This is a genomic window from Octadecabacter arcticus 238, assembly GCF_000155735.2.
Classification (GTDB): Bacteria; Pseudomonadota; Alphaproteobacteria; order Rhodobacterales; family Rhodobacteraceae; genus Octadecabacter; species Octadecabacter arcticus.
In genome coordinates, this window is record NC_020908.1 from 3,504,270 (window position 1) to 3,529,244 (window position 24,975).

At 56.5% G+C, this 24,975-nt stretch carries 19 protein-coding genes and 1 pseudogene; 9 read left to right on the forward strand and 11 right to left on the reverse strand.

Annotation, left to right across the window (positions count from 1 at the left end; all coding sequences use genetic code 11):
- Positions 1–5: 5 nt before the first annotated feature.
- The 3 genes from OA238_RS18175 to OA238_RS18185 all read left to right on the forward strand — a co-directional run bounded on the left by OA238_RS18175 (position 6) and on the right by OA238_RS18185 (position 4,281).
- Entirely contained in the window at positions 6–1,217 is a 1,212-nt protein-coding gene (locus OA238_RS18175; protein ID WP_015496303.1) for an acetyl-CoA C-acetyltransferase, read from the forward strand.
- Between the two features lie 12 nt (positions 1,218–1,229).
- Positions 1,230–3,431, forward strand: coding sequence for a 3-hydroxyacyl-CoA dehydrogenase NAD-binding domain-containing protein (locus OA238_RS18180; protein WP_015496304.1), 2,202 nt, complete (start codon positions 1,230–1,232; stop codon positions 3,429–3,431).
- Positions 3,432–3,627: 196 nt separating this feature from the next.
- Entirely contained in the window at positions 3,628–4,281 is a 654-nt protein-coding gene (locus tag OA238_RS18185; protein WP_015496305.1) for an alternative oxidase, read from the forward strand.
- A 198-nt stretch (positions 4,282–4,479) separates the two neighbouring features.
- Here the strand turns inward: OA238_RS18185 and tnpA are convergent, their stop codons facing one another.
- The 3 genes and pseudogenes from tnpA to OA238_RS18195 form a co-directional block, all read right to left on the reverse strand.
- Entirely contained in the window at positions 4,480–4,941 is a 462-nt protein-coding gene (tnpA, locus tag OA238_RS34040) for an IS200/IS605 family transposase (RefSeq protein WP_245581549.1), read from the reverse strand.
- Between the two features lie 243 nt (positions 4,942–5,184).
- Positions 5,185–5,469: pseudogene (locus tag OA238_RS34755) on the reverse strand (sulfotransferase family 2 domain-containing protein); the annotation flags it as partial.
- A 7-nt stretch (positions 5,470–5,476) separates the two neighbouring features.
- Positions 5,477–6,376 (reverse strand): DMT family transporter, encoded by a 900-nt coding sequence (locus OA238_RS18195; RefSeq protein WP_015496307.1) that lies wholly within the window; start codon positions 6,374–6,376, stop codon positions 5,477–5,479.
- Between the two features lie 158 nt (positions 6,377–6,534).
- On the opposite strand from OA238_RS18195, the gene OA238_RS18200 reads away from it, so the two are divergent.
- From OA238_RS18200 to OA238_RS18215, 4 genes are all read left to right on the forward strand, one after another.
- Complete coding sequence (locus OA238_RS18200; RefSeq protein ID WP_015496308.1) at positions 6,535–8,154, forward strand: AMP-binding protein; 1,620 nt, start codon at positions 6,535–6,537, stop codon at positions 8,152–8,154.
- A gap of 232 nt (positions 8,155–8,386) precedes the next feature.
- Positions 8,387–8,740, forward strand: coding sequence for a universal stress protein (locus OA238_RS18205; RefSeq protein ID WP_015496309.1), 354 nt, complete (start codon positions 8,387–8,389; stop codon positions 8,738–8,740).
- Between the two features lie 119 nt (positions 8,741–8,859).
- Positions 8,860–10,593 (forward strand): BCCT family transporter, encoded by a 1,734-nt coding sequence (locus tag OA238_RS18210; RefSeq protein ID WP_015496310.1) that lies wholly within the window; start codon positions 8,860–8,862, stop codon positions 10,591–10,593.
- A gap of 137 nt (positions 10,594–10,730) precedes the next feature.
- Positions 10,731–11,747 (forward strand): hypothetical protein, encoded by a 1,017-nt coding sequence (locus OA238_RS18215; RefSeq protein ID WP_015496311.1) that lies wholly within the window; start codon positions 10,731–10,733, stop codon positions 11,745–11,747.
- Between the two features lie 84 nt (positions 11,748–11,831).
- Here the strand turns inward: OA238_RS18215 and OA238_RS18220 are convergent, their stop codons facing one another.
- From OA238_RS18220 to OA238_RS18250, 7 genes are all read right to left on the reverse strand, one after another.
- Positions 11,832–13,382 (reverse strand): SPOR domain-containing protein, encoded by a 1,551-nt coding sequence (locus OA238_RS18220; protein ID WP_015496312.1) that lies wholly within the window; start codon positions 13,380–13,382, stop codon positions 11,832–11,834.
- 127 nt (positions 13,383–13,509) lie between these two features.
- Positions 13,510–14,148, reverse strand: a complete 639-nt coding sequence (upp, locus tag OA238_RS18225) for a uracil phosphoribosyltransferase (protein WP_015496313.1) — start codon at positions 14,146–14,148, stop codon at positions 13,510–13,512.
- The gene (locus OA238_RS18230) at positions 14,145–15,131 is read right to left on the reverse strand and encodes an adenosine deaminase (RefSeq protein WP_015496314.1); all 987 of its coding nucleotides are present in this window, start codon (positions 15,129–15,131) and stop codon (positions 14,145–14,147) included. Before OA238_RS18230 ends, upp begins: the two co-directional genes overlap by 4 nt.
- A complete protein-coding gene (locus tag OA238_RS18235) occupies positions 15,128–16,360 on the reverse strand; it encodes a phosphopentomutase (protein ID WP_015496315.1) in 1,233 nt (410 codons plus the stop codon). The genes OA238_RS18230 and OA238_RS18235 overlap by 4 nt, the downstream gene beginning before the upstream one ends.
- Positions 16,357–17,661, reverse strand: a complete 1,305-nt coding sequence (locus tag OA238_RS18240; protein WP_015496316.1) for a thymidine phosphorylase — start codon at positions 17,659–17,661, stop codon at positions 16,357–16,359. The genes OA238_RS18235 and OA238_RS18240 overlap by 4 nt, the downstream gene beginning before the upstream one ends.
- A gap of 3 nt (positions 17,662–17,664) precedes the next feature.
- Positions 17,665–18,099, reverse strand: a complete 435-nt coding sequence (locus OA238_RS18245; RefSeq protein WP_083906774.1) for a cytidine deaminase — start codon at positions 18,097–18,099, stop codon at positions 17,665–17,667.
- 4 nt (positions 18,100–18,103) lie between these two features.
- Entirely contained in the window at positions 18,104–19,192 is a 1,089-nt protein-coding gene (locus tag OA238_RS18250; protein ID WP_044037145.1) for a cupin domain-containing protein, read from the reverse strand.
- A 153-nt stretch (positions 19,193–19,345) separates the two neighbouring features.
- Between OA238_RS18250 and OA238_RS18255 the strand changes: the two genes are divergently transcribed.
- Together OA238_RS18255 and prpE are read left to right on the forward strand one after the other, a co-directional pair.
- A complete protein-coding gene (locus OA238_RS18255) occupies positions 19,346–21,658 on the forward strand; it encodes an NADP-dependent malic enzyme (RefSeq protein WP_015496319.1) in 2,313 nt (770 codons plus the stop codon).
- A 572-nt stretch (positions 21,659–22,230) separates the two neighbouring features.
- Positions 22,231–24,123, forward strand: a complete 1,893-nt coding sequence (gene prpE, locus OA238_RS18260) for a propionate-CoA ligase PrpE (protein ID WP_015496320.1) — start codon at positions 22,231–22,233, stop codon at positions 24,121–24,123.
- Between the two features lies 1 nt (position 24,124).
- On the opposite strand, the gene OA238_RS18265 is transcribed toward prpE, so the two are convergent.
- Positions 24,125–24,904 (reverse strand): NAD kinase, encoded by a 780-nt coding sequence (locus tag OA238_RS18265; RefSeq protein ID WP_015496321.1) that lies wholly within the window; start codon positions 24,902–24,904, stop codon positions 24,125–24,127.
- Between the last annotated feature and the right edge of the window lie 71 nt (positions 24,905–24,975).

Below are 24,975 nucleotides of genomic sequence, written 5' to 3' on the forward strand. Positions count from 1 at the left end.
ACACCATGACTGACGCATTTATCTACGACGCGATCCGCACGCCGCGTGGCAAGGGTCGACACGACGGGGCGCTTCACGAAGTCACAGCTTCGCGCCTGTCCGCGGGCATTCTGAACGCCCTAAAGGATCGCAATAACCTCGAAGGCCATACCGTCGAGGATGTGATTTGGGGCAACGTCACCCAAGTCAAGGAACAGGGCGGCTGTTTGGCCCGCACTGCGGTGCTGGCGTCGAATTTGGATCAATCCATCCCCGGCCTTGCGATCAACCGCTTTTGCGCGTCCGGCATGGAGGCCGTGAACCTTGCTGCAAACCAGATCAAAGGTGGCGCAGGCGAGGCCTACATCGCTGGCGGTGTTGAAATGATGGGCCGTGTGCCCATGGGCAGCGACGGCGCGGCAATTGCTGTTGATCCGTCGATTGCGATGGATACTTATTTCGTACCCCAAGGCATCTCGGCGGACATCATTGCCACTGAATACGGGTTCTCGCGCGATGACGCCGATGCGCTGGCCGTTGAATCGCAGCGCCGTGCCAAAGCCGCATGGGACGCGGGCCATTTCAGCAAATCCATCGTGCCGGTGTTGGATCAGAACGGTTTGACCATTCTGGACACAGACGAATACATGCGCCCGCAGACAGACATGCAATCTTTAGGCGCGCTGAACGCTGCTTTCCAAGCGATGGGCGAAGTCATGCCCGGTTTCGACAAGGTCGCGCTGATGAAATATCCCCACCTTGAGCGGATCAACCACATTCATACAGCTGGCAACAGTTCGGGTATCGTAGACGGTGCTGCTGGCGTTTTGATCGGGTCAAAAGAATACGGGATCAAACATGGTCTGACGCCACGCGCGCGCATTCGTCAGACAGCGAAAATCGGGACCGACCCGACGATCATGTTGACAGGACCCGTTCCTGTAACGCACAAAATCCTTGCAAACGCGGGCATGGATATCAAAGACATCGACCTGTTTGAAGTGAACGAAGCGTTCAGTTCGGTCGTTCTGCGCTTTATGCAAGCGTTTGACGTCGATCATTCAAAGGTCAACGTCAACGGTGGCTCCATCGCCATGGGGCACCCGCTGGGCGCAACTGGCGCCATCATCATCGGCACCCTGCTGGACGAGCTTGAGCGGTCCGACAAAGAAGTGGGTCTCGCGACCTTGTGCATCGCATCCGGTATGGGTGCGGCGACCATCATCGAACGCGTCTAAGGAGCATCAGATATGACTGATTTTACAATGAAAACCGATGCCGATGGCGTTGCGATCATCACATGGGACGTGATTGGTAAATCCATGAACGTCTTGTCGCTTCAGGGCTGGGACGATCTGGATGCCTGTGTGGACAAGGCGCTGGCAGATGATACCGTAAAGGGCGTCATCATCACATCCGGCAAGAAGGACAGCTTTGCTGGCGGGATGGACTTGAACATCATTGCCAAGATGAAGGCCTCTGCGGGCGACAATCCGGCAAAGGGCCTGATGGACGGCTTGATGAAATCACACTCTATCCTGCGTAAAATCGAACGCGCAGGCATGGACCCAAAAACCAACAAAGGCGGCAAACCGATTGCAGCCGCCTTGCCCGGCACCGCGCTTGGCATTGGACTGGAAATTCCACTGGCGTGTCACCGCATTTTTGTGGCCGACAATCCAAAGGCCAAGATCGGCCTGCCTGAAATCATGGTCGGTATTTTTCCGGGCATGGGTGGTACGACCCGCCTCGTGCGCAAGATGGGTGCGATGATGGCGAGCCCACTGTTGCTGGAAGGCAAAATGAACGACCCCAAAAAGGCGATGCAGGCCGGTGTCGTCGATGAAGTCGTCGCATCTGATGAACTGCTGGCGGTAGCCAAAGCATGGGTTCTGTCAGAGCCGAAGATAGTCAAGCCATGGGACGAAAAGGGCTACAAAATGCCCGGAGGTGAACCCTATCACCCAGCGGGTTTCATGACCTTTGTGGGTGCGTCCGCGATGGTCAACGGCAAGACCCAAGGCGTATATCCAGCAGCCAAGGCGTTGTTGTCTGCGGTTTATGAGGGCGCGATGGTGCCGTTCGATACGGCCCTTAGAATTGAAGCACGCTGGTTCACCAACGTCTTGATGAACCCATCATCCGAGGCGATGATCCGATCCTTGTTCATCAACAAAGAAGCCTTGGACAAGGGCGCGAACCGTCCCGCTGTAGCAGACCAAACCGTCAAAAAGGTCGGCGTCCTTGGCGCGGGCATGATGGGCGCCGGTATTTCGCTGGTGTCCGCGCTCGCAGGGATTGAGGTCGTGTTGATCGACCGTGAACAGGCTGCAGCTGACAAGGGCAAATCCTACACCGCTGACTATATGGACAAAGGGATTGCGCGCAAGAAAGCCACGGCTGAAAAGAAGGACAAGGTGCTGAGCATGATCACGGCCACCACCGATCTGAACGCGCTTAAGGGCTGCGATCTGATCGTTGAAGCCGTGTTCGAGGACGTCGGCGTCAAGGCCGAGATAACCAAAAAGGTCGAAGCCATCGTCGGCGACGACTGCATCTTTGCGACCAATACATCGACGCTGCCGATCACCGAACTGGCAAAAGCATCCGTGCGCCCAGATCAGTTTATTGGCATCCATTTCTTCAGCCCCGTCGACAAAATGGCGCTGGTGGAAATTATTCGCGGCAAGGAAACCGGTGATATCGCTGTCGCTAAATCGCTGGATTTCGTGCGCCAAATTCGCAAAACGCCGATTGTCGTGAACGATGAACGCTTCTTTTATGCCAACCGCTGCATCCTGCCCTACGTCAATGAAGGCGTGCGTATGCTGCAAGAAGGTGTCGCGCCTGCGTTGATCGAAAATGCCGCCAAACTGGTCGGCATGCCGCTTGGTCCGTTGCAATTGACGGACGAAACCAGCATCGACCTTGGTGTCAAGATCGCCAAGGCAACGAAGGCCGCGATGGGCGATGCCTATGACGACACAGCCGATGAGCTGATTTTCTGGATGGCCGACGAAGGCCGCCTTGGTCGCAAGACGAAAGCAGGCTTTTACGACTATGACGAAAAGGGAAAGCGTCATTACTTATGGTCGGGTTTAACGGAACGCTATGCGCCCGCCGACGAACAACCCGATCTGGTCGACGTGCAGCACCGTTTGTTGTTCAGCCAAGTGCTTGAGGCCGTGCGCGCGCTGGATGAAGGCGTGCTGATGGACATTCGCGAAGGCGATGTCGGCGCGATCCTTGGCTGGGGCTTTGCGCCTTGGTCAGGTGGTCCGTTCTCATGGCTTGATATCCTTGGTGCGCCCTACGCCGCCGAACGCTGTGACGAGTTGACGGCAATCCACGGCGAACGCTTTGCCTGCCCCGCCCTGTTGCGTGACATGGCCGACAAGGGCCAGTCGTTCTACGGACGTTTCGGTTCCGGTGTGGACAGCAAAGCCGCATAAGCCACACCTGTTTAATTGAAAGCACACCTGCCTAAATTAAAGAATGGCCGCGCCTTTACGGGCGCGGCCATTCTCGTTTACGCGCCCGTTTTGACGTCCAAAAAATGATGTTGACGTCGGGAAAGTGTCGCAGGTGGCCGGCGCTGAACTTCTACAAATAATCCCTACCTACGTCTTGTAACATAGGAGACAGACAATGAAGAAAGATGCTGATTATGAGGCTGAACTGGCTTCTGAGAACATGCATCACCACGTGCCCCAAGATTTTCGCGACCGCTTTGCATTGCGGCTAGTGAAGTTTTTGCGGGTCTTTGCAGACAAATTCTTTGCCGGTCGCTATAGCCACCGTGCCGTGGTTCTGGAAACCGTTGCCGCGGTTCCAGGAATGGTGGGCGGGCTGTTGCAACACCTTAAGGCGCTGCGCCATATCCGTGACGATCAAGGCTGGATCAGGGAGTTGATCGAGGAGGCAGACAATGAACGCATGCACCTGATGACGTTCATCGAAATCGCGCAGCCTTCCAAATTTGAACGCTTTCTGGTCGCGGCGACCCAGCTGATTTTCTACAACTTCTACTTCTTTTTGTACCTGCTTGCGCCGCGCGTTGCGCATCGTGTTGTCGGATACCTCGAAGAAGAAGCGGTCGTCAGCTACACTCAATATCTTGAACAGATCGACGCGGGCCTGATCGAAAATATCGCCGCACCGCAAATTGCGATTGATTATTGGAAGCTGTCTGCCAATGCGCGGCTGCGTGACGTGGTCCTTGTCATCCGCGAGGATGAAGCGGGTCACCGCGACAAGAACCACGAGTTTGCCGACAAGATCGCATCCGGCGCGCACCCCTAAATAAAATCGCTCCGCCCTTGTAGCCAAGGACGGGGCCCGTCCAGGTTTGTTTTTTGGGAATGCCCAGACCCAAACGATCACAAGCGAGGTTCAGCCCCGTCTGCAACTTTGCGCGGGTGCGGCTCGGCCGTGACTGGATAGGTTTGTGTTGCTACGGACGACGCGCGGTGGTCCTCGTCTTCGAACATCACTGAACGACTACCGGCTGACGCCGGTAGGTTCCCTTTTTGAATGTAATTCAAGATACTGAAGTATGACAGCGTCAGTGACATTGCCGCTGGTTGTTGAGAAAAATCCGCGAGCCCAAAACCGCTGGCCCCAGTACCGTTTGCGCAGTTCGGGAAACTCGCGCTGTATCTTATAAGACGAGCGTCCCTTGATCCGCATCATCACCTTTGACAAAGCTATCTGAGGCGGGACCGATATGAACATGTGGACGTGATCGGTCGACAATACGCCCGTCTCAATATGCACGCCAAGTTCTTGGCATGTTTGGATAATGATTTCACGGATACGCTCACGCATTTCACCGCGCATAACTTTGTATCGGTATTTTGTTGTCCAGACGACGTGAAGTCGGTGATAAAATTTGGTATGTTCGGTGTCAAAATCGGTATAAAAGCCACGCCAATCGCGGGGGCGTTGACTTTGGTTGGCAATCGGCAAGACAGGCAGAAACCCGAGGTGGGTCGCGAGCGGCGCGAGATCATCGGCCAGATATTCAAGACGGATATAGAGGTCCGCATGCGTGACGCCCACCCCATCGGTCATGTAGCGTGCATAAGGGTTGGCGCGAAACGTGTCTTTTGTCAGCGGCGCGTTCAAGAACCCGGAAAAGCCTTTGGAATGCGCCAACGTGACCGCCGGATGATCAAAAGTCTGCGTCTTCAGCCAATGATAATAGCTCACCATTCGGTCCCACGGATTGCGCAACAGAGTGAAGGTGAACAGGTCAGACATCTCTGCGCGGGTGATCAGGCCTTCGACGTCGGCCAGTGTTGAATGTTTCCACAGCCGCCCTGCTGTCTTAACCCCCTTGACCTTGCCGCGTCGCTTCAGCGCCTTGGGCGTGTCGCCAATCATGATGACGTCTGCCTTGGCGCGGTCTTCCAGCGCCAGCGCCATCGCCGTCCCGCCAGTTTTAGGGATATGCACGAAGATGTAGCCGCGCCCACGTGAAATGATCATATCTTCCTCACTTTGATCGCAGCGCGATGATAGAGCCCGATGTGATAATGCAGGCAATCCCGACCAGCGCCAATACGCCCAAGGTTTGGTCCCAAATGATCCAGCCAAAGATCGCGGCGAACACGATGAGAGAATATTCGTTGATCGCAACATAGGATGCCTCACCCAATTGATAGCCGCGTGTCAGCAGGCCAACGCCGGTAATACTGCCGACGGCTTGGCCGATCGTAACCCAGAACATCGTGGTCGTCATCGGCACGAGGCCGCGCTGCAGCCAGCCGTCAACACCGGGTGGCGCATCCATGGGCCAGATGGTCAGCGCGGCAACACCCACCAAACCGTAAACGCCAAGGATGGCAAAATATGCCAGCGTCATCACCAGCACGCTTTCGCCTTCGCACCACGCGCGGGTGCCGATTGCGCCGACTGCATAAAACAGGCCCGCGATGATCGGCACAAAGGCCAGCACTGTGATACTGCCGTCCTGCGGCCACACCACCAGAACCGCGCCACCGAACCCCACAGCCACCGCTGCCCAGCGCCAGAACCCAACCGATTGACCCCGAAACAAGACCGACAGGATCAAAACGAAAATAGGAGCGGTGAACAATCCGGCGGCAACGACGCCTATAGGCAGGAAGGCAAGGCACCCAAAGTAAATCAACAGCGCCGTGCCCGTAAAGAAATTGCGGGCCAATACGTGCAAAGGTCGGTTTGCGCGCAAGGTGCCTAAGCCAAACAGCGCGAGAAGTGCCAACAACGGCAAGGTCGCTGCGGACCGCGCCGCCTGAAACAGCCACAGGCTTGAGTTTTCCGAGATCAGCGGGATCAGATTGTCAGTCACGCCAAGCACGAACATACCACAAAGGGTGCAAATCATTGACAACTTAGGGTTTGTAGCTTGCATTGACGGGTTTCCTTTGGGGCACTGTCACGACCGCAAGGTGCCTGCGCCAGCCCAAAAGCGACGCGTGGGCAAAAAGCCACGTGCGCTGAGAGATCGGCGTTTGACATCTGCGAAATCTGCGGCACTTTGGGGATGCAACATTCTGGGAGGAAATGCGCATGGGCTGGATGAGGGATGAGACTGGGCTGGATAAGACACCTGCGAACTACGTACCACTCACCCCGTTGAGCCATTTGGCACGCGCGGCCAAGGTTTTTCCCGACCGTGAGGCACTGGTCTACGGCGATACGCGCCTGACCTATCGCGATTATCATGCTCGCGTGTCCCAACTGGCGAGCGCGTTGCAGATAGCGGGCGTTGTTGCGGGCGATGTTGTCTCGACACTGCTGCCCAACATCCCCGCCCAAGCCGAAGCACATTTTGGCGTGCCTGCGGCGGGGGCTGTGTTGAACACAATCAATATCCGGCTGGACGTGGATACAATTGCCTATATTTTCGATCACGGTGAAGCAAAAGTCGTGCTGGTAGACAGCCAGTTCCTGCCGGTCTGTATGCAAGCAATTGAAGCAATGGAGGGCGCGGCACCGCTGGTTGTTGAAGTCCCCGACCCGATCGCAGGCGTGCCCGAGATCGGTAAGCAGATCGATTATGAAACATTTCTCGCCGCAGGTGATCCAAACTTTGCATGGGTTTTGCCCGAAGACGAATGGGAGAGCCTTGCACTTAATTACACGTCAGGCACCACAGGGCAGCCCAAGGGCGTCGTCTATCATCACCGTGGTGCCTATCTGATGACCATGGGCACGCCCGTCACGTGGCGCATGACGCTGCATCCGATCTTTTTGACCATCGTGCCGTTGTTTCACTGCAACGGATGGAACCACACATGGATGATGCCGATGCTGGGTGGCACGGTTGTGTGTTGTCGCGACGTATCAGCGGCGGCGATTTACGCAGCCATAGCAGATGAAGGTGTCACTCATTTTGGCGGCGCACCGATTGTGCTGAACCTATTGGTAAACGCAAAATCCGAAGACCGCCGCGATTTCGATCATACTGTCGAAGTGTTTACCGCCGGCGCGCCCCCTGCCCCAGCCACACTGGCGGCGATTGGGGATTTGGGGTTCAACGTGCAGCAGGTTTACGGGCTGACCGAAACCTACGGCCACGTCACAGAATGCTTGTGGAATGACAATTGGGACACGCTGCCCCTCGACAAGCAATCCGCAATCAGGGCCCGCCAAGGCGTTGCGTTCCCGCAGATGGAAGACATTACCGTGATGTCGGATGCGATGGAACAGGTCGCGATGGACGGAAAAACCCAAGGTGAGATCGTGATCAGGGGCAATTCGGTGATGAAGGGTTATCTGAAAAATCCGGACGCCACGGCAAAGGCATTCAAAGGCGGCTATTTCCATTCTGAAGATTTGGCCGTGCAACACCCTGACGGATCGATGCAGATTGCCGACCGCGCCAAGGACATCATCATTTCCGGCGGGGAGAATATATCCTCCGTTGAAGTTGAAAATGCATTGATGGGCCATCCCGATGTCATGCTCTGTGCTGTCGTTGCGATGCCGGATGACAAATGGGGCGAAGTGCCCTGTGCCTTTGTTGAGTTGAAAGTTGGCCACGAGGCTAGCGCGGAGGCGTTGATCTCGTTCACCAAACAACGTCTCGCCGGATTTAAGTGCCCCAAAAGGATCGTGTTTGGCGAACTGCCCAAAACATCGACAGGAAAAATCCAGAAATTCGAGTTGCGCAAGACGTTCCGATAAGGCGCGACAGCCACCCGACAAATGACGGCTGATTTGCAACCACCTGTGATCCCTCACTCCAGGCGCAGAGTCCACAAAACTTGCAGAATACTCGCAAACCGCGTTAGGTATTGTGAATCCGCTTAGGTTTCCTGCCGGGACGCTAAGCGCAAATGCGCACATAGAATTTTTTGGGCTGCATGGATAACCACGCGGAAAAGCCGGAAACCTATGTGTGTGAAAAGGAGGGCAAATGTATAATAATATTATGGTTCCCGTCGATTTGGGACATACAAAAACACTCTGTCGGGCGCTGGAAACAGCGGCGGATCTCGCCAAGCACTACGGGGCGAAGGTTACTTACGTCGGAGTCACAAGTTCTGCGCCAGGGTCCGTTGCCAATTCACCTGAAGACTATCAAGCCAAGTTGGGTGAATTCGCCAAGAGCCAAGCAGACGCGCACAACGTCAAAACTGCTGCGCATTCGGCAGTCAGCCATGATCCAAGCGTTGACCTTGACCCCACCCTTCTCAAGGCCGCTGCAACAATTGAGGCCGACCTGATCGTCATGCAAAGCCATATTCCAGGGCTGGCGGATCATCTCTAGCCATCAAACGGCGGCAAAATAGCACGACAGGCAAAGTGTTCTGTCATGATTGTGCGCGACTGACACGTGCTGCCGAAACCAAGCAGCGCGATATCACCGAGCAATGAGGGACAAAAAATATGACTGATGAAACAACAAATCCGGGCATTCCAGAACCCGAAGGGCGATCTGACATAATCGATACCGATTACGAGGTCGGACAAGATAACTATGAAACGACAATTGCAGGCGTCAAACTGGACATTCACAATCCGGTTTTCATGATTTCGGCGGGATTGATCCTGTTATTTGTGGCGATTGCGCTGCTTTTTCCGACTGAGTCAAAAGACGTTTTTCTGACCGTTCGCAACTACATCAAAAGCACCTTTGACTGGTTCTTCTTGATGTCGGCCAACCTGTTTGTGATTTTTGCATTGCTGTTGATCGTGACCCCGTGGGGCAAGGTCAGACTGGGCGGCACGGACGCTGTACCAGATTACAGTTACCTCGCATGGTTTGCGATGTTGTTCGCGGCAGGCATGGGCATCGGCCTGATGTTCTTTGGTGTTCTTGAACCCGTCTATTACTTTGCGACGCCATGGGGCGATCAACCGCTTGGTGGTGAATTGGGCATCGTGGACGGTGTCGTACAAAGTGCGGCGCAAGTCGACGCAGCACGGCGCATGGCCATGGCCTCGACGATTTTCCACTGGGGCCTTCACCCATGGGCAATCTATGCCATCGTTGCTTTGGCGCTGGCGCTGTTCAGCTACAATAAGGGCTTACCACTAACATTGCGGTCCGCATTCTACCCAATCTTGGGTGAACGCATTTGGGGTCCGTGGGGCCACGCGATCGACTGTACTGCGGCATTCGCGACATTGTTCGGTCTGGCCACATCGCTGGGCTTTGGTGCGACGCAAGTGGCATCAGGTCTAACGGAGGTGTTTGGATCAGGTGATGCCGCAGAAGGGACCCGTAACTTCATGGGCTTTCTTTGGGGCAACGTGGATTCCAGTGCGGATAGTTCCGTTTTGTTGGTTCTGATCATCGCGTTCATCACGGCAATTGCCTTGGTGTCGGTCATGCGTGGCTTGGACGGTGGCGTCAAAGTGCTGTCCGAGATTAACATGGGACTGGCGGGTATACTGCTGGTGTTCGTGCTGATTGCAGGGCCAACGCTGGCGATCTTCACCGACTTCTTTGGCGGTCTGTTCGCCTACGCACAAGAAATTGTGCCGCTCAGCAACCCTGTGGGCCGTGTCGACACGGGCTTCTTGCACGGCTGGACGACGTTCTATTGGGCATGGTGGATCAGCTGGTCACCTTTCGTGGGCATGTTTATCGCCCGTGTTAGCCGTGGCCGGACGGTTCGGGAATTCATCACCTGCGTCTTGTTGATCCCAAGCCTTGTCTGCGTGTTTTGGATGGCAACATTTGGTGGCACTGCCATCAGCCAAGTCATCGCAGGTGGCACTGAAAGCGGCGTGTTCCAAAACGTCGTAGCCGCCTACAAGCCTGAAATCTCGCTCTTTGCAATGTTGGGTGAACTGCCGTTCTCTTCCATCTCATCGGTTCTGGCTGTTGTGCTGGTCATCGTGTTCTTCGTGACGTCATCGGATTCCGGATCGTTGGTGATCGACACGATCACGGCAGGCGGCAAGGTCGACGCCCCTGTGTCCCAGCGTATCTTCTGGTGCATTTTTGAAGGTGCGGTTGCGGGTGTGCTTCTTTTGGGGGCCGCGGGAACCGCCGGCCTTGAAAGTCTGCAGGCGATGGTGATTTCAACAGGGCTGTTCTTTACGGTCGTCTTGTTGGTGATGTGTTTTGCCATCTTCCAAGGCCTGCGCTCTGAACGCGCCGCGATGATGTAACTGTCGTGTCACAGCAGTTTAAAGGCCCCCTGCCCATTGCGGCGGGGGGCCTTTTTTGTGGCTACAGACAGTGACTGTCATTGCTGTAAAATTTTGCTAAGTTAGGTCCAAGCAAAAGAGGCAAAGCAGGCCCAAACATGACAGCACTTACAGAATTCGCCCGCCTAGAAAGCGGTGGCCTTTGGCGCGCAGCACCGAATGATCAGCGTCGTGAAGTCACGGTGTCGCTTGGAAATGCCACTTTGGTTATCTCGGACAATGCCGAACGGCCCTTGGCCCACTGGTCACTTCCGGCCGTTGAACGGATGAACGTCGGCGAACGTCCCGCGCTGTTCACCCCCGCGTCTGATGGCACCGAGACTTTGGAAATCAGCGATGACTTGATGATCGACGCGATGGAAAAGATCCGAAAGACCGTCAACCGCCGCCGCTACAGGCCAGGGCGATTGCGCAATCTCGGGTTGCTGACCACGACCGCGGCAATTGTTGGGTTGGCGGTGTTCTGGTTGCCAGACGCGCTCATCCGCGAGGCGCAAAGCGTCGTGCCCGGCGTTAAACGGGCAGAAATCGGAGCAACGCTGCTCGGCCACATACAACGTGTTACCGGCCAGACCTGCCGTAGTCAGTTGGGAACGCAGGCCTTAGCAGACTTGCATGCCCGCGCCCTTGGCCCTGACGCGGGAGGGCAGGTTTTCGTGGTGCCATCAGGCCCCGACACGGCGATCTACCTGCCCGGTGGTTTAATCGTGATGAACCGCGATCTGATTGAAGACACCGAAGATCCAGCTGCCGTGGGCGGACATATCATTGCTGCCGCCGCGCAATTGCGCCTGGAGGATCCCCTTGCGGCTTTGCTGAAAGACTCCGGCATTGGCACGACATTTACATTGCTGACCCAAGGCGAGATAGCGCCCGAAACATTGCGCACCTATGCCGAAACGCTGTTCGCCAACCCACCCCAGCGTGCGGATGATGCGACTTTGCTCGACATGTTTGCCAACGCGCAACTGCCCAGCACGCCCTACGCCTACGCGGTTGATATTACGGGTGAGACAACCCTTAGCCTCATCGAGGCTGATCCGATGCAAGGTAGACCAATTCGCGAAATTTTAAGCGATGCGGATTGGATCAGCCTGCAAGGGATCTGTACCTAAACCCACCCAGACCACGCCAAACGACGAAAGACCCCGCGCCTGAGCAGGGTCCCTCCCCGGGAGAACTGTTTGTTGTTTCAGGCCCTATCGACGGGTGAACGCACCTGAATAACCTGCGCCACGGGTGGTGCCCAATGCACTTTGCAATTGCGCGTCGCTGCTGAACGGTCCGGCCAGCACTATGCGCATTTCAGTTCCGTTCTGATTAAAGACACCGACCCGCATCGGTAGGCCGCGTGTACGCAGCGATTGCGCGATGGACTGCGCCTGATCGCGGCGGCCATAGGTGCCGACTTGTACGTAACGATGGCCGCTGATCTGCTCACTCGGTTGGTCTTGCGGTGCGGTGCGTGTCGACACGCGGGGCTGTTCAACCGCCGGCGTGGTGCGCGGGGTTGCTGCGTAACGGATCGTGTTGGTCAAACCTGACGGGCTTTGGGTTTGCGGGCCAACGCGAATGCCGCGTTGCGTGTTCAGCCGACCATCATCCCATACGCGGGTATAGCCCGCTGGAACGGTTGGCGCTGGCAAAGCATACCCAGCCGCCGGATTGGAATAAGGCGGTGGATTCTGGTTGAGTAAGTCACCCAAGAAACCCTGCCCTGCCGGGGAGGTGCGAGCGCGCGTCACCAGGCCGTTTGAGGTTGGACCGGCGGGCACCGCCAAGCGGGACGTCAAACCTGACGGCGATTGCGCCTGCGGGCCGCACCGAATACTCAAACCGCTGGTGTTGGTCAAACCTCCAACACCGCAGAGTGTTGCCAGACGGATGTTTGTGCCCGGATTCAGCGCCATAGAACCCGGAGCCGCGTCGAGCGGGTTGGAATAGGGGCGCTGCGGCCGCGACAGATCGGCCTGAAGTCCTGCAAACGGACCAGTGCGCGGTGTGATGCGCTGGGTCTGTGGTCCACACCGGATTGGCAGGCCCGTCGTGGCGCTGACATAACTGCGGCCAGTGGCGTCGATATCAGCGCAGGCTTGCGTGCGCGACATGCGCGGTAGCGCGCTCGGGGCTTGAACAGTCGAGGGAGTTACGGCCACGACCTGTGGGGCAGCGGTGCCACCGCAATTGATCGGCTGGCCGGTGCGTTGGCCAATGAGGTTCGGCTGGACACCCGTCAAACCCGCACAAGCCTGCGAACGTGTCAAAACCCGCGGCTGGGCGGTTTGCGTTGTGATGATGCGCGGTGATGGCGTGGCCGCAACAACTGGGCGCGGCACGGCAGGTGTTCCAACACGTTGACCTGTAAGCGGATTGATTGCGCCTGCAGTGGACGTTGGCAAAATCACCCGCGGCACAGGTGCGGCTGCAATAACGGGCGCAGGTGCTGCAGCTGGCGCAGGTCTTGCAGCTGGGCGGGCCGTCAGGCCAGCGACAAGCGTGTCCAGCGGGTTAGGAACGTTGGCTGTTGGCGAAATTGTGGTTGAGCCAGCAACCTGCGTCGGCTGGAAACCACAAAGCTGATCGCGACTACGGTTGACCCTTGGCACCCAATTGACCGTACCGCCGATTCCGGCCCGTACAAAAACGCAGCCTCGGCTGTCTACATACTGATTTGCGGTGAACGAGGATGGCGGAAATTCCGCTGGCCCACTGGAGTTTCGCAAAGCTTGGGCGGATGCGCCGGCCGACATCAGGGCCGCAACGACTGCGACAGTTGACAGAAATCCAGAACGCTGACCGAAAATACGAATAGTTGCCCCCACAATATATTGTGTTAGAGTGACGAACAATGCCTAATATGTAAAGGAATTGTTACCCCTATTTAGTGCCAAACATACGATCGCCCGCATCCCCTAGTCCCGGAACAATATATCCGTTGTCATTCAAGTGACTATCCACCGAAGCTGTCACAATCGGCACATCAGGATGGGCGACCTTCATCGCAGCGATGCCCTCGGGTGACGCCAACAGGCACAAGAACCGAATATCCTTTGCGCCGGATTTTTTCAGCAGATCAATCGCCGCAATAGACGAATTTCCGGTCGCCAACATCGGGTCAACGGCGATGACCAAGCGTTCGTCCATCGCCTCGGGAACCTTGAAATAGTATTGCACGGGCTGCAGCGTTTTTTCGTCGCGATACAGGCCCACAAAACCGACACGCGCCGACGGGATCAGTTCCAACATACCGTCCAGCAACCCGTTGCCCGCCCGCAGAATTGAAATCAGCGCCAGCTTGCGCCCCTTAAGCACCGGGGCGTCCATCGTCTCCATTGGGGTTTCGATGGTCTTGGTGGTCATCGGCAATTCCCGGGTGACCTCATAGGCGAGCAACTGTGAAATCTCACGCAAAAGCTGGCGAAAAACGGCTGTGGGCGTAGTTTTGTCACGCATTAACGTCAGCTTGTGCTGCACCAACGGGTGCCTGACATGGGTCAGGTGCGGCAGTTTGGTCATTGGGTTTCCAGTCGTTTGGCGATTTTTGCGCGAGTGGTTGGGTCACAGAAAGCCGCGTCTAGCGCGGTCTGATTAAGGGCTTTGAAATCATCGCTATCCCAGTCGAATGTTGCGGCCAGCATATCGAATTCGTCGGTCATAGTCGTGCCAAAGAACGGTGGATCATCTGTTGATACGGTCACCTTAATGCCCGCGTCGCGCAGTTTTTGGATCGGGTGATCTGCCCAATCTCCTGTGGCCTTCAGGAACACATTGGACCCAGGACAAACCTCAAGCACGATGCCGCTATCTGCGATCTGCGCCACCAATTTAGGATCGTGAATGGCATTCACACCGTGGCCAATGCGCTGCACCTTGAGATCCGTGATCGTGTCCGCAACCATGTCCGCCCCGCCCCATTCGCCCGCATGGCAGGTCAGCGGCATTCCAGCTTCGCGGGCCATATCAAAGGCATAGGCGTAATCATTGGGGCGACCAACCATCTCTCCGCCGGCCATGCCAAATCCGGTGATGAAGTCACCAAAAGTCTCGGCAGCGCAAATCGCCGCTGGCTTTGCCGCATCGGGACCAAAATGGCGGATGCAAGTGACGATGCCTTTTAGGGTGATGCCAAATTCTACCTCAGCTTCAGCCGCCGCCGTTTCCAGTGCCGCCAAGTAATCCCGCCATGCTGCCAGATCACCGCCGCCGCAGAAATCAGGCGAGAGGAACGTTTCTTGATAAACAACGCCGTGCGCCGCACTTTCTTGCAGAACTGCCTTGACCAAGCGGTAGAAATCTTGCGGGCCCTGCAACGTCGTGCAGGCAGCCTCATAAACTTGCAAAAAGTTGTCAAAATCACGGTAGGCGTAGGTGCCATCCTTGTTGAACACGCCACTGATATCGATTGACTTTTCCTTGGCCAATCCGCGGATAAAGCTCGGCGGGGCACAGCCTTCAAGGTGCGTGTGCAACTCGACTTTCGGCATGGATTTATAGGTCATAAAAAGTTCTTTCCTTGTCCGCGGGGCACTACGCCTAAATGCGCGGCGATTGAGGCTGCAACGTCAACGAACGCAACATGACCGAGATCGCGCGGGCCTTGTCTGTTCAGGTCGGGCCCATAGATCAAAACCGGAACCCGTTCACGGGTATGATCAGTGCCAATCCATGTCGGGTCATTGCCATGATCAGCCGTGACACACAACAGATCGCCCGCGCGCAGTTTGGACAAAAGCGCGCCCAAGGCCGCGTCAAACCATTCGAGGTGGCGGGCATAGCCTGAGACATCGCGGCGGTGCCCATACAGGCTGTCGAATTCAACGAAGTTGGCAAAGACAAAGCCACCGCTGGGCGCATCATCTATCAAGTCAGACAAGTGGCCCATCAAGGTCGCATCGCTCCCTTTGCGGACCTCGTCGATACCGCGCATTGAAAATATATCACCTATTTTACCAATCGCCTGCACGGATTGCCCCGCATCATGAATCCAGTCACACAGAGTCGGGGACGGGGTGGCGATGGCATAGTCGTGGCGATTGAGCGTGCGTACGAACGTCCCGCTTTCTCCCTTAAACGGGCGCGCGATAACGCGTCCGACTTTGCGTTCGTGCAGCATCGGAGCGAGGTCTTCGCACAACTTCAAAAGCCGCTTTAGCCCGAAATGGTCTTCATGGGCGGCAATTTGGAGAACGCTGTCGACGGATGTGTAGCAAATCGGCCAGCCTGTGCGGATGTGTTGGGCGGCGAAATCATCGATCACCTGCGTCCCTGACGCATGGCAATTGGCAAGGATGCCGTCCGTGCCAGCCAACTCGCAAATACGTGCCGTTATGTCGTAGGGAAACGTCAGCGTGGTTTTCGGGAACGTGGTCCAATCCCATGGAACAGGCACGCCCGCCAATTCCCAATGGCCCGATGGCGTGTCTTTGCCGGGGCTGATTTGCGTGGCGGCGCCGTATGCACCTGTCGGCGCGGGCCAGCCAAGATCAAGACCGGTCGCAAGCTGCATCGCCGCGCCAGCGCCCATGTCGTTGAGGGTCGGGATGTTCAACGGCCCTGTGCGCCCTTCTTCGGCGCGACCCGCAGCGCAAGCCTGAGAAATATGACCGAGCGTGTTTGCCCCAGTATCCGGCGTGTCGCCGTTAAAAAAATCGGCAGCATCCGGCGCTCCACCAATGCCGACACTGTCAATCACAATAAGAAACGCCCGATTTGGGGTGGCCTGTGTCATGGATCGATCCGTTCTATAATGAGGTCCGGAATTTCAATGGGTTCGCCAATCGCTACCGCGCGCAGGACCGCGTGGGCCGCAGCTTGTGCGCTGTCTTCATCGGCGGCGTGAATGGTCGCGATCGGATCACCGCGCGCAACCTTCGTCCCAAGAGGCAAAACACCTGTCAGGCCAACGCGTGGGTCGATCCGGTCACTTTCGACCAGCCGCCCGCCACCCAGATGGACCACAGCCAAACCCAGGGCCTCACCGTCAATCGCGGCGATTGTTCCGGCAATCGGTGCGGGAACATCGCCAATGACGGGGGCCTTGGGCAGGTGTGTGTGCCAGTCGTCGGCAATGTCGGGCGGCCCCCCCATCGCATGAACCATGGCAGCAAAGCACACCATCGCATGCCCCGACGAAATAGCCGCCTTGACGCGTTCTTCGGCTTCGCCTTCAGCATGCCCCGCAAGTGCGAGAACGCGGGCGCAAAGCGCGACTGTCAGATCATGCAGCCGCGGTGCGGCAGCCCGGTTGCCTGACAAAACCTCAAGACAGACAGCGACCTCGACGCCATTGCCCAGACACGGCGCAAGCGGTTGCGACATATCGGTGATGAACGCGGCCGTTGGCGTGCCTGCGCCATTGGCCGAGGACGTCAGCGCGCGCGCCAGCTTTACAGCCTCTGCGGGTGTTTTCATAAACGCGCCGCTGCCTGCCTTGACGTCAAAAACCAAACCCTCAAGACCCGCCGCAAGTTTCTTGGACAAGATCGACGCACAAATCAAATCAACACTCTCAACCGTGGCTGTAACATCGCGCACGGCATACAAGCGCTTATCTGCGGGCGCGATGGAATTGGTGGCGCTGACGATTGCACAACCGATTTCACGGGTAATTTTGCGAAAAGTTGCGGTGTTTTGCGCCGTGCTGAGCCCAGGGATCGCCTCAAGTTTATCAAGCGTGCCGCCCGTATGACCAAGCCCACGGCCCGATACCATCGGCACAAACACATCGCACGCCGCCAGTGCAGGCGCGAGGATCAGGGACACCGGATCACCGACACCGCCTGTTGAATGTTTGTCCAATACAGGACCCGGTAAGTCCCACTTCATCACATCACCACTGTCACGCATGCCCGTGGTCAACGCCACGCGGCCTTCATCGCTAAGGCCGTTCAGACAGACTGCCATGGCAAAAGCGCCAGCCTGTGCATCCGACACCTGCCGCGTCGCCAAACCGCTGGCAAACCACGCTAATTCGACGGCCGTGGGGTCTTCGCCCCGCCGTATTTTGGCAATGATGGCGCGCGCATCCATTAATTAGGTATTCGCCATATGATCAGCGGTAAATCGCCCCGGTAGCAACTCTGCCACAGTCATTTGCAAAATTGTCCCATCCATCGTGGACATTGTGACGACCACCTCGGGCCCGGCGAATTCGGCGATTTTCTGACGACAGCCGCCACAGGGGGGCACAGGGGCTGGCGCGTCAGCGATGACCGCAATTTCCGCGATCTCACGTTCCCCAGCGGCGCACATGGCAGAGATTGCCCCTGCTTCAGCGCAGGTGCCTTCTGGGTAGGCCACGTTTTCGACATTTATACCTTTGAACACAGTGCCTTGTGTAGTTTTCAACGCGGCACCAACGGCGAATTTCGAATAGGGTGCATAGGCGTTTTCGCGCACGGCACGCGCGTCATCAAGCAGGGACATGGCAGATCCTTTGTTTTGGGCAGATTGGGCCGCGCGACGCATAAGTTCAAGCCAAAGTGGTCTGAAACGTTCCCGCCAGCGTCACTTCGAGCAGTTCAAGATCGTCCGTTGGGTCACTGTAGCGCGTCGCCATGCCGGGCGGGATCACAAAGGCATCACCCATGGCAAGGCTTTTGGGGTCTTTGCCCTCTCCCTCAAGCGTCATCGCGCCTTCCATCACAAATGTGAAATGGATGTCAGCGTCATGTTTGGCCCATTGCGGATTGCCCGCGCCGCGCCGCACAACCTGCACGCCAGCAACGGATTTGGTGGCATCATTGATGGTCGTATCACGGGCGATGAAACCTTGCAGCCGGAACGGATGCCACGCCGCATCGGCCCCGATATTGTGCACAAACTTTTGCCCCTGCCATTCGCGGTCCGGTCGCAAATCGGGGGTCGGTAGCGTCATTTCGTGTTCAATTTCGGTGACATGTTCAGCAGGCACGCCAATTTCGATCACCTCAATCCCACTTGATGCTTCTAGGACACGGTGGCGGATTTCGGGTGGCTGGATAAAACAATCGCCCGCATCCAAACGGATCGGGCCGCCTTGATCTTCGTACAAAACATCGACCCAGCCACGGTAACAATAAATCAGCTGAAACCCGACTTTGTGGTAGTGCACCATGTCTGGCACAGGGCCGCCATCGGGGATGCGAATGTGGCTTGCGATGATCGAACCGCCAAGGCGACTTGGGATCAGATCGCGGTAATGCATGCCCGCGCGGCCAATAACCCATGGGGTTTGATCGGCCAGACGGCGCACAACGAAGGCATGATCAGTGATCGGCATATGCAGCGGCGGGTTTAGTGCGTCAATCTCGACCGTCGTGCCCCCCGGAGCTGTCAACTGGCGGGAATTCGTAAACCCGGCATCGTCGGTCAGAATTCGCAAATGGCCTGTCCCACCGATTTTGTTTTGATCCAGCCTGACTCGCAAACCGTGGCCGGAAAACACCGCCACAGTGGGGTCATCAGCAGGATAAATAGATTCTATCCGCATGCGTAAGGTCTTGGTAAAAAAACCAATATCAGCCGTCAACGCCGTGCTGGGCAGGCATACTTCTGCGCGAATTTCTGATATATCTGTCATTGGGCCAATCTGCGTCTCAGCTTTCGGATTTGCAAGAGACTGCCTCTTGTCCCTATAGCTGACATAATGCCTTCCTAGCTGCATCTGGATAGTTTAATATTAAACTATATTTTCTGCACGCAAGATTTGACCCTTTGAAAGACTGGTGACCCAATGTCCGAGACGCCCCCAAAGACCCCGATCGACACGTCCGCGATCGACGCGCAGAAGAAAGAAACTTTGCGACAGGCGGCGCTGGATTACCACCGCTACCCCAAACCGGGCAAGCTAGAGATCCGCGCGACCAAGCCGATGGCAAACGGGCGCGATTTGGCGCGGGCCTATTCACCCGGCGTCGCGGAAGCCTGTCTTGAAATCAAAAACAATCCTGCGACAGCGCATGACTACACCGCACGGGGCAATCTGGTGGCAGTCGTGACCAACGGCTCGGCAGTTCTGGGGCTTGGAAATATTGGCCCACTAGCATCAAAACCGGTCATGGAAGGTAAGGCGGTCCTGTTCAAGAAATTTGCCAATATCGACTGCTTTGATATTGAGTTGAACGAGCCCGACCCCGAAAAGCTGGCCGATATTGTCTGCGCGCTGGAACCGACTTTCGGTGCGATCAACCTTGAAGACATCAAAGCACCAGACTGTTTTATAGTTGAAAAAATCTGCCGTGAGCGGATGAATATCCCCGTTTTTCATGACGATCAGCACGGGACGGCCATTGTTGTGGGTGCTGCGGCGACCAACGCGATGGCGGTATCTGGCAAGAAGTTTGAGGATATCAAGATCGTCAGTACCGGCGGCGGGGCTGCAGGCATTGCCTGTCTGAACATGCTGCTGAAACTAGGCGTAAAACGAGAAAACGTCTGGCTATGTGACATCGAAGGTCTCGTCTATGAGGGCCGCGAAAAGGACATGACGCCGCAAAAGGCTGAATTCGCCCAAGGCAAAACAGCCGCGACGTTGGGTGATGTGATCGACGGAGCAGATATGTTCCTCGGTCTGTCCGGTCCCGGCGTGCTGAAGCCAGACATGGTTGCGCGGATGACCAAGACGCCGATCATTTTTGCACTGGCAAATCCGAACCCCGAAATCTCACCCGAAGATGCGCGTGCAGTAGCACCTGATGCGATCATGGCAACGGGGCGCAGTGATTTTCCAAACCAAGTGAACAACGTGCTGTGTTTCCCGTTTATCTTTCGCGGGGCGCTGGACGTTGGCGCGACTGAGATCAACGACGCAATGAAGATCGGCTGCGTCGAAGGCATCGCCGCCCTTGCCCGCGTCACCACATCCGCCGAAGCCGCCGCCGCCTATCAGGGCGAACAGATGACGTTCGGTGTCGACTATCTGATTCCAAAACCGTTCGATCCGCGTTTGATGGGTGTTGTAGCATCTGCCGTCGCCAAGGCTGCGATGGAAACCGGTGTGGCGACCAAACAGGTCGATCTGCCGTCCTATAAGGCCGGATTGGATGCATCGGTGTTCAAGTCCGCCATGCTCATGCGGCCAGTGTTTGAGGCTGCCGCCAAGGTCGCCCGTCGCATCGTGTTCACCGAAGGCGAAGACGAACGCGTGCTGCGCGCCGCCCAAGCCGTGCTAGAAGAAACCACAGAAACTCCGATACTGATCGGCCGCCCTGACGTAATCGCACTTCGGGCCGAACGTGCGGGTCTGGATATCGACATCAACAGCCTCGATATTGTGAACCCTGAAAACGACCCGCGCTACCGCGATTATTGGGAATCATATCACACACTTATGTCACGAAATGGCGTCACGCCTGATCTGGCAAAAGCGGTCATGCGCACCAACACAACTGCCATTGGCGCTGTCATGGTTCACCGCGGTGAGGCCGACAGCATGATCTGCGGCACGTTCGGGCAATTCCGCTGGCACCTGAAATATATCGAACAAATTTTGGGCAAAGACCACAAGGTCCAAGGCGCGCTCAGCATGATGATCCTCGAAGATGGGCCGTTGTTCATCGCCGACACGCATGTGCGATCCGAACCGACGCCAGAACAAATCGCGCAGACCGCAATAGGTGCGGCGCGGCATGTGAAACGATTTGGTCTCAAGCCGAACATTGCGTTCTGTGCGCAGTCCCAATTCGGCAATCTGGATTGCGACACGGGCAACCGCATCCGCAAGGCGATGAAAATTCTGGACGCGCAGAAGGTCGATTTTACCTATGAAGGTGAAATGAACGTTGATGCCGCACTCGACCCCGAGCTGCGCGAGCGGTTGTTGCCCTGTGGACGGATGAAAGGGGCCGCCAACGTGTTGATCTTTGGTCATGCCGACGCCGCCAGCGGTGTGCGCAATATCCTGAAGATGAAAGCAGGCGGGCTTGAGGTTGGGCCGATCCTGATGGGCATGGGCAACCGCGCCCATATCGTAACGCCGTCAATCACACCACGTGGATTGCTGAACATGGCAGCAATCGCTGGCACGCCGGTCAAGCATTACGAATAGCGAGCGATAAAAAAGGGGGGAGCCGCACGCGCCCCCCCCTTTTCCGAACTATCAACGTTCTTTTAAGCTAACGTCGACGCCTGCTATTTGCCCGCAGGCTTATGCGGCGCCGGGGTAACGGCGGCTTGAACCGGTTTTGCTTTCTTATCTTTATTTGGTTTGCTGTTCTTATCCATCATTTCACGTCCTAGATGTCGGAGGCGGCGGAATGTCGTCCCGTGAAATAGATGTGATCCGTTGCCCTAGGCTTTTCAACAAAATAATTAACAAAATTTCCCAGATCAGCCAGTATCAGCCTAAATCTAACCTTCCATCGACACGTGGCGCAACATTATGTTGCAGTGGACTTAGGCCAGTAGAAAGATCGGGATTCGCTTGGAATAAACCTCACATAGTTTGCAGATTTGCAGATACGCGCAGTGGGCTTCGCAATACAGGCCAACAACCACCAACTTTGCAAATATTTGCAATCCAAACCCGCATCATTTTGCAAACTCTGCCCCGCGTGCGCTAACAGCCTTGCCCCCTGCGCCCTGCAAGGCCTATCCCTAGGTCAACACAGGGAGAATACCATGGCATACCGCGACGTATACAAAAGCTGGCAAGACGATCCAGAAGGTTTCTGGATGAAAGCAGCCGACGCGATTGACTGGGACACACCCCCATCCAAAGCCCTGTTTGACGATAAAGCGCCACTTTATGAATGGTACCGCGATGCGCGGGTGAACACGTGTTTCAACGCTCTGGACCGCCATGTTGTGGCGGGGCGGGGCGATCAGGTGGCAATCATCTACGACAGCCCGATGACCAACACGATCAGCGAAATTACCTACGCAGATCTACTGACCCGCGTGGCCTCCCTTGCAGGTGCGCTCAAAGCGAAAGGGATCACCAAGGGCGACCGCGTCATCATCTATATGCCGATGGTGCCAGAAGCGCTTGAGGCGATGCTGGCCTGCGCGCGGCTTGGCGCGATCCATTCGGTTGTGTTCGGCGGGTTTGCCGCCAATGAACTGGCCGTGCGGATTGACGATGCCACGCCCAAAGCTATCGTCGCGGCGTCTTGCGGGTTGGAACCGGGGCGCGTCATCCATTACAAACCGCTGCTGGACGGTGCCATTTATCTCGCGACACATAAACCTGAATTCTGTGTGGTTTATCAACGTGAACAAGAGGTTGCAGAGCTGACTGAGGGCCGTGACGTCGATTGGAACGACTTCCAGAACGGCGTCGAACCTGCTGATTGCGTTCCGGTTGAAGGCACGCATCCAGCCTATATTCTCTATACGTCCGGAACGACGGGCGCGCCGAAAGGGGTTGTGCGCCCCACGGCAGGCCACCTCGTCGCGCTACATTGGACAATGAAAAGTATCTATAACGTGGACCCCGGTGATGTGTTCTGGGCCGCGTCTGATGTTGGCTGGGTCGTGGGCCACAGCTACATCTGTTACGGGCCGCTGATCCACGGCAACACCACCGTAGTATTTGAAGGAAAGCCCGTCGGCACGCCGGACGCAGGTACCTTCTGGCGGGTGATCGAGCAGCACAAGGTCAAGTCCTTCTTCACTGCGCCAACAGCCTTTCGTGCGGTAAAACGCGAAGACCCAAAAGGCGAATTGATCAAGGAATATGATCTGTCCCACCTTGATCAGATTTACCTTGCAGGAGAACGGGCCGATCCTGACACGATCGAATGGATGCAGGACAAGCTGGGCAAGCCAGTTTACGACCATTGGTGGCAGACCGAAACCGGCTACACCATCGCGGGCAACCCTGTGGGGATCGAACCGATGCCCGTCAAGCTGGGTTCACCGACTGTGGCGATGCCCGGGTATAATGTTCATATTCTGGATGACGGCGGGCACCAATTGCCGACAGGTGAACTGGGCGCGATTGCGGTGAAACTGCCGCTACCACCAGGCACCTTACCGACGTTGTGGAACGCTGAAGACCGGTTTGTGAAAAGCTACCTGCACACCTTTCCAGGCTATTACGAAACCGGTGACGCTGGCATGATTGACGAAGACGGCTACCTTTATATCATGGCGCGCACGGACGACGTGATTAACGTCGCTGGTCACAGGCTTTCGACGGGTGGGATGGAAGAAGTGCTTGCGGCGCATCCGGACGTGGCAGAATGCGCGGTGATTGGCGTGACGGATCAATTGAAGGGGCAGTTGCCGGTTGGGTTTGTCTGCCTGAACAAAGGCACCGAAACGTCACACGAAGACGTCGTACGCGGCTGCGTCAAACTCGTGCGCGACAAGATCGGACCCGTCGCTGCGTTCAAACTATGCACCGTGGTGGACCGATTGCCCAAAACCCGCAGCGGCAAGATCTTGCGTGCCACAATGGTGAAAATTTCCGATGGTGCGGACTTCAAAATGCCCGCAACCATTGATGATCCAGCGATCTTGGATGAAATCCGTGAGGCGTTGAAATCGCTTGGGTATGCGGGCGGCTAATTTAGGCGAATTGTTCTTGGATCAGCCGCTCTTCTAGTCCGTGACCGGGGTCGAACAGGATGCGGTGTGTGATTTCCGGCGCTGACCACACGACGACCTGTTTGACGTCCTTCACGGACACCCCGTCTGCGTCGACGTTGACGGGGCGCTTTGCCGCGTTCGTCACATCAAACGTCACATGCGCCGATTTTGGCAGCAGTGCTCCGCGCCAACGACGGGGCCGGAATGCGGCCACAGCCGTCAGCGCCAAAACGTCCGAGCCGATTGGCAGGATAGGACCGTGGGCGGAATAGTTATACGCGGTGGACCCTGCAGGCGTCGCCAAAAGCGCACCATCGCAAACCAGTTCGTCCATGCGCAGTTTGCCATCCACATGGATGCGCAACTTCGCAGCCTGTGGCCCCGCGCGCAGCAGCGACACTTCGTTGATCGCCAGTGCGTTGTGCTGCGTTCCGTTGACGCAGGTGGCGGTCATGTGCAGCGGGTTCATGACCTCTTCTTGGGCTTTTGCCAAACGGTCCCGCAGCCCTTGGGCTGAATAATTGTTCATCAAAAACCCGACCGTACCACGGTTCATTCCATACACTGGCGCGGGCAAGTCCTGGGTGCCGTGAAGGGTTTCCAGCATGAACCCGTCACCGCCCAAGGCTACAATAATATCAGCGTTTTCAACTGCAACGCCGCCATATTGCAACGTCAAAGCCACTTTTGCAGCCTGCGCAATCGGTGCATCGCTGGCAACAAACGCAATTTCGATTTTAGAGATTGAATCGACAGGCATTAAGATCCTTTCAAGTTTCTCCGCAGTTGTCCCCTGCGCTCTGTGAAAACGCAAGTCGCACATCGGGGCAA

Coding starts and splice junctions, on each gene's coding strand:
- OA238_RS18175 (WP_015496303.1), top strand. CDS start 6: ATGACTGACGCATTTATCTACGACGCGATCCGCACGCCGCGTGGCAAG.
- OA238_RS18180 (WP_015496304.1), top strand. CDS start 1,230: ATGACTGATTTTACAATGAAAACCGATGCCGATGGCGTTGCGATCATC.
- OA238_RS18185 (WP_015496305.1), top strand. CDS start 3,628: ATGAAGAAAGATGCTGATTATGAGGCTGAACTGGCTTCTGAGAACATG.
- OA238_RS18195 (WP_015496307.1), bottom strand. CDS start 6,376: ATGCAAGCTACAAACCCTAAGTTGTCAATGATTTGCACCCTTTGTGGT.
- OA238_RS18200 (WP_015496308.1), top strand. CDS start 6,535: ATGGGCTGGATGAGGGATGAGACTGGGCTGGATAAGACACCTGCGAAC.
- OA238_RS18205 (WP_015496309.1), top strand. CDS start 8,387: ATGTATAATAATATTATGGTTCCCGTCGATTTGGGACATACAAAAACA.
- OA238_RS18210 (WP_015496310.1), top strand. CDS start 8,860: ATGACTGATGAAACAACAAATCCGGGCATTCCAGAACCCGAAGGGCGA.
- OA238_RS18215 (WP_015496311.1), top strand. CDS start 10,731: ATGACAGCACTTACAGAATTCGCCCGCCTAGAAAGCGGTGGCCTTTGG.
- OA238_RS18220 (WP_015496312.1), bottom strand. CDS start 13,382: ATGTCGGCCGGCGCATCCGCCCAAGCTTTGCGAAACTCCAGTGGGCCA.
- upp (WP_015496313.1), bottom strand. CDS start 14,148: ATGACCAAACTGCCGCACCTGACCCATGTCAGGCACCCGTTGGTGCAG.
- OA238_RS18230 (WP_015496314.1), bottom strand. CDS start 15,131: ATGACCTATAAATCCATGCCGAAAGTCGAGTTGCACACGCACCTTGAA.
- OA238_RS18235 (WP_015496315.1), bottom strand. CDS start 16,360: ATGACACAGGCCACCCCAAATCGGGCGTTTCTTATTGTGATTGACAGT.
- OA238_RS18240 (WP_015496316.1), bottom strand. CDS start 17,661: ATGGATGCGCGCGCCATCATTGCCAAAATACGGCGGGGCGAAGACCCC.
- OA238_RS18245 (WP_083906774.1), bottom strand. CDS start 18,099: ATGCGTCGCGCGGCCCAATCTGCCCAAAACAAAGGATCTGCCATGTCC.
- OA238_RS18250 (WP_044037145.1), bottom strand. CDS start 19,192: ATGACAGATATATCAGAAATTCGCGCAGAAGTATGCCTGCCCAGCACG.
- OA238_RS18255 (WP_015496319.1), top strand. CDS start 19,346: ATGTCCGAGACGCCCCCAAAGACCCCGATCGACACGTCCGCGATCGAC.
- prpE (WP_015496320.1), top strand. CDS start 22,231: ATGGCATACCGCGACGTATACAAAAGCTGGCAAGACGATCCAGAAGGT.
- OA238_RS18265 (WP_015496321.1), bottom strand. CDS start 24,904: ATGCCTGTCGATTCAATCTCTAAAATCGAAATTGCGTTTGTTGCCAGC.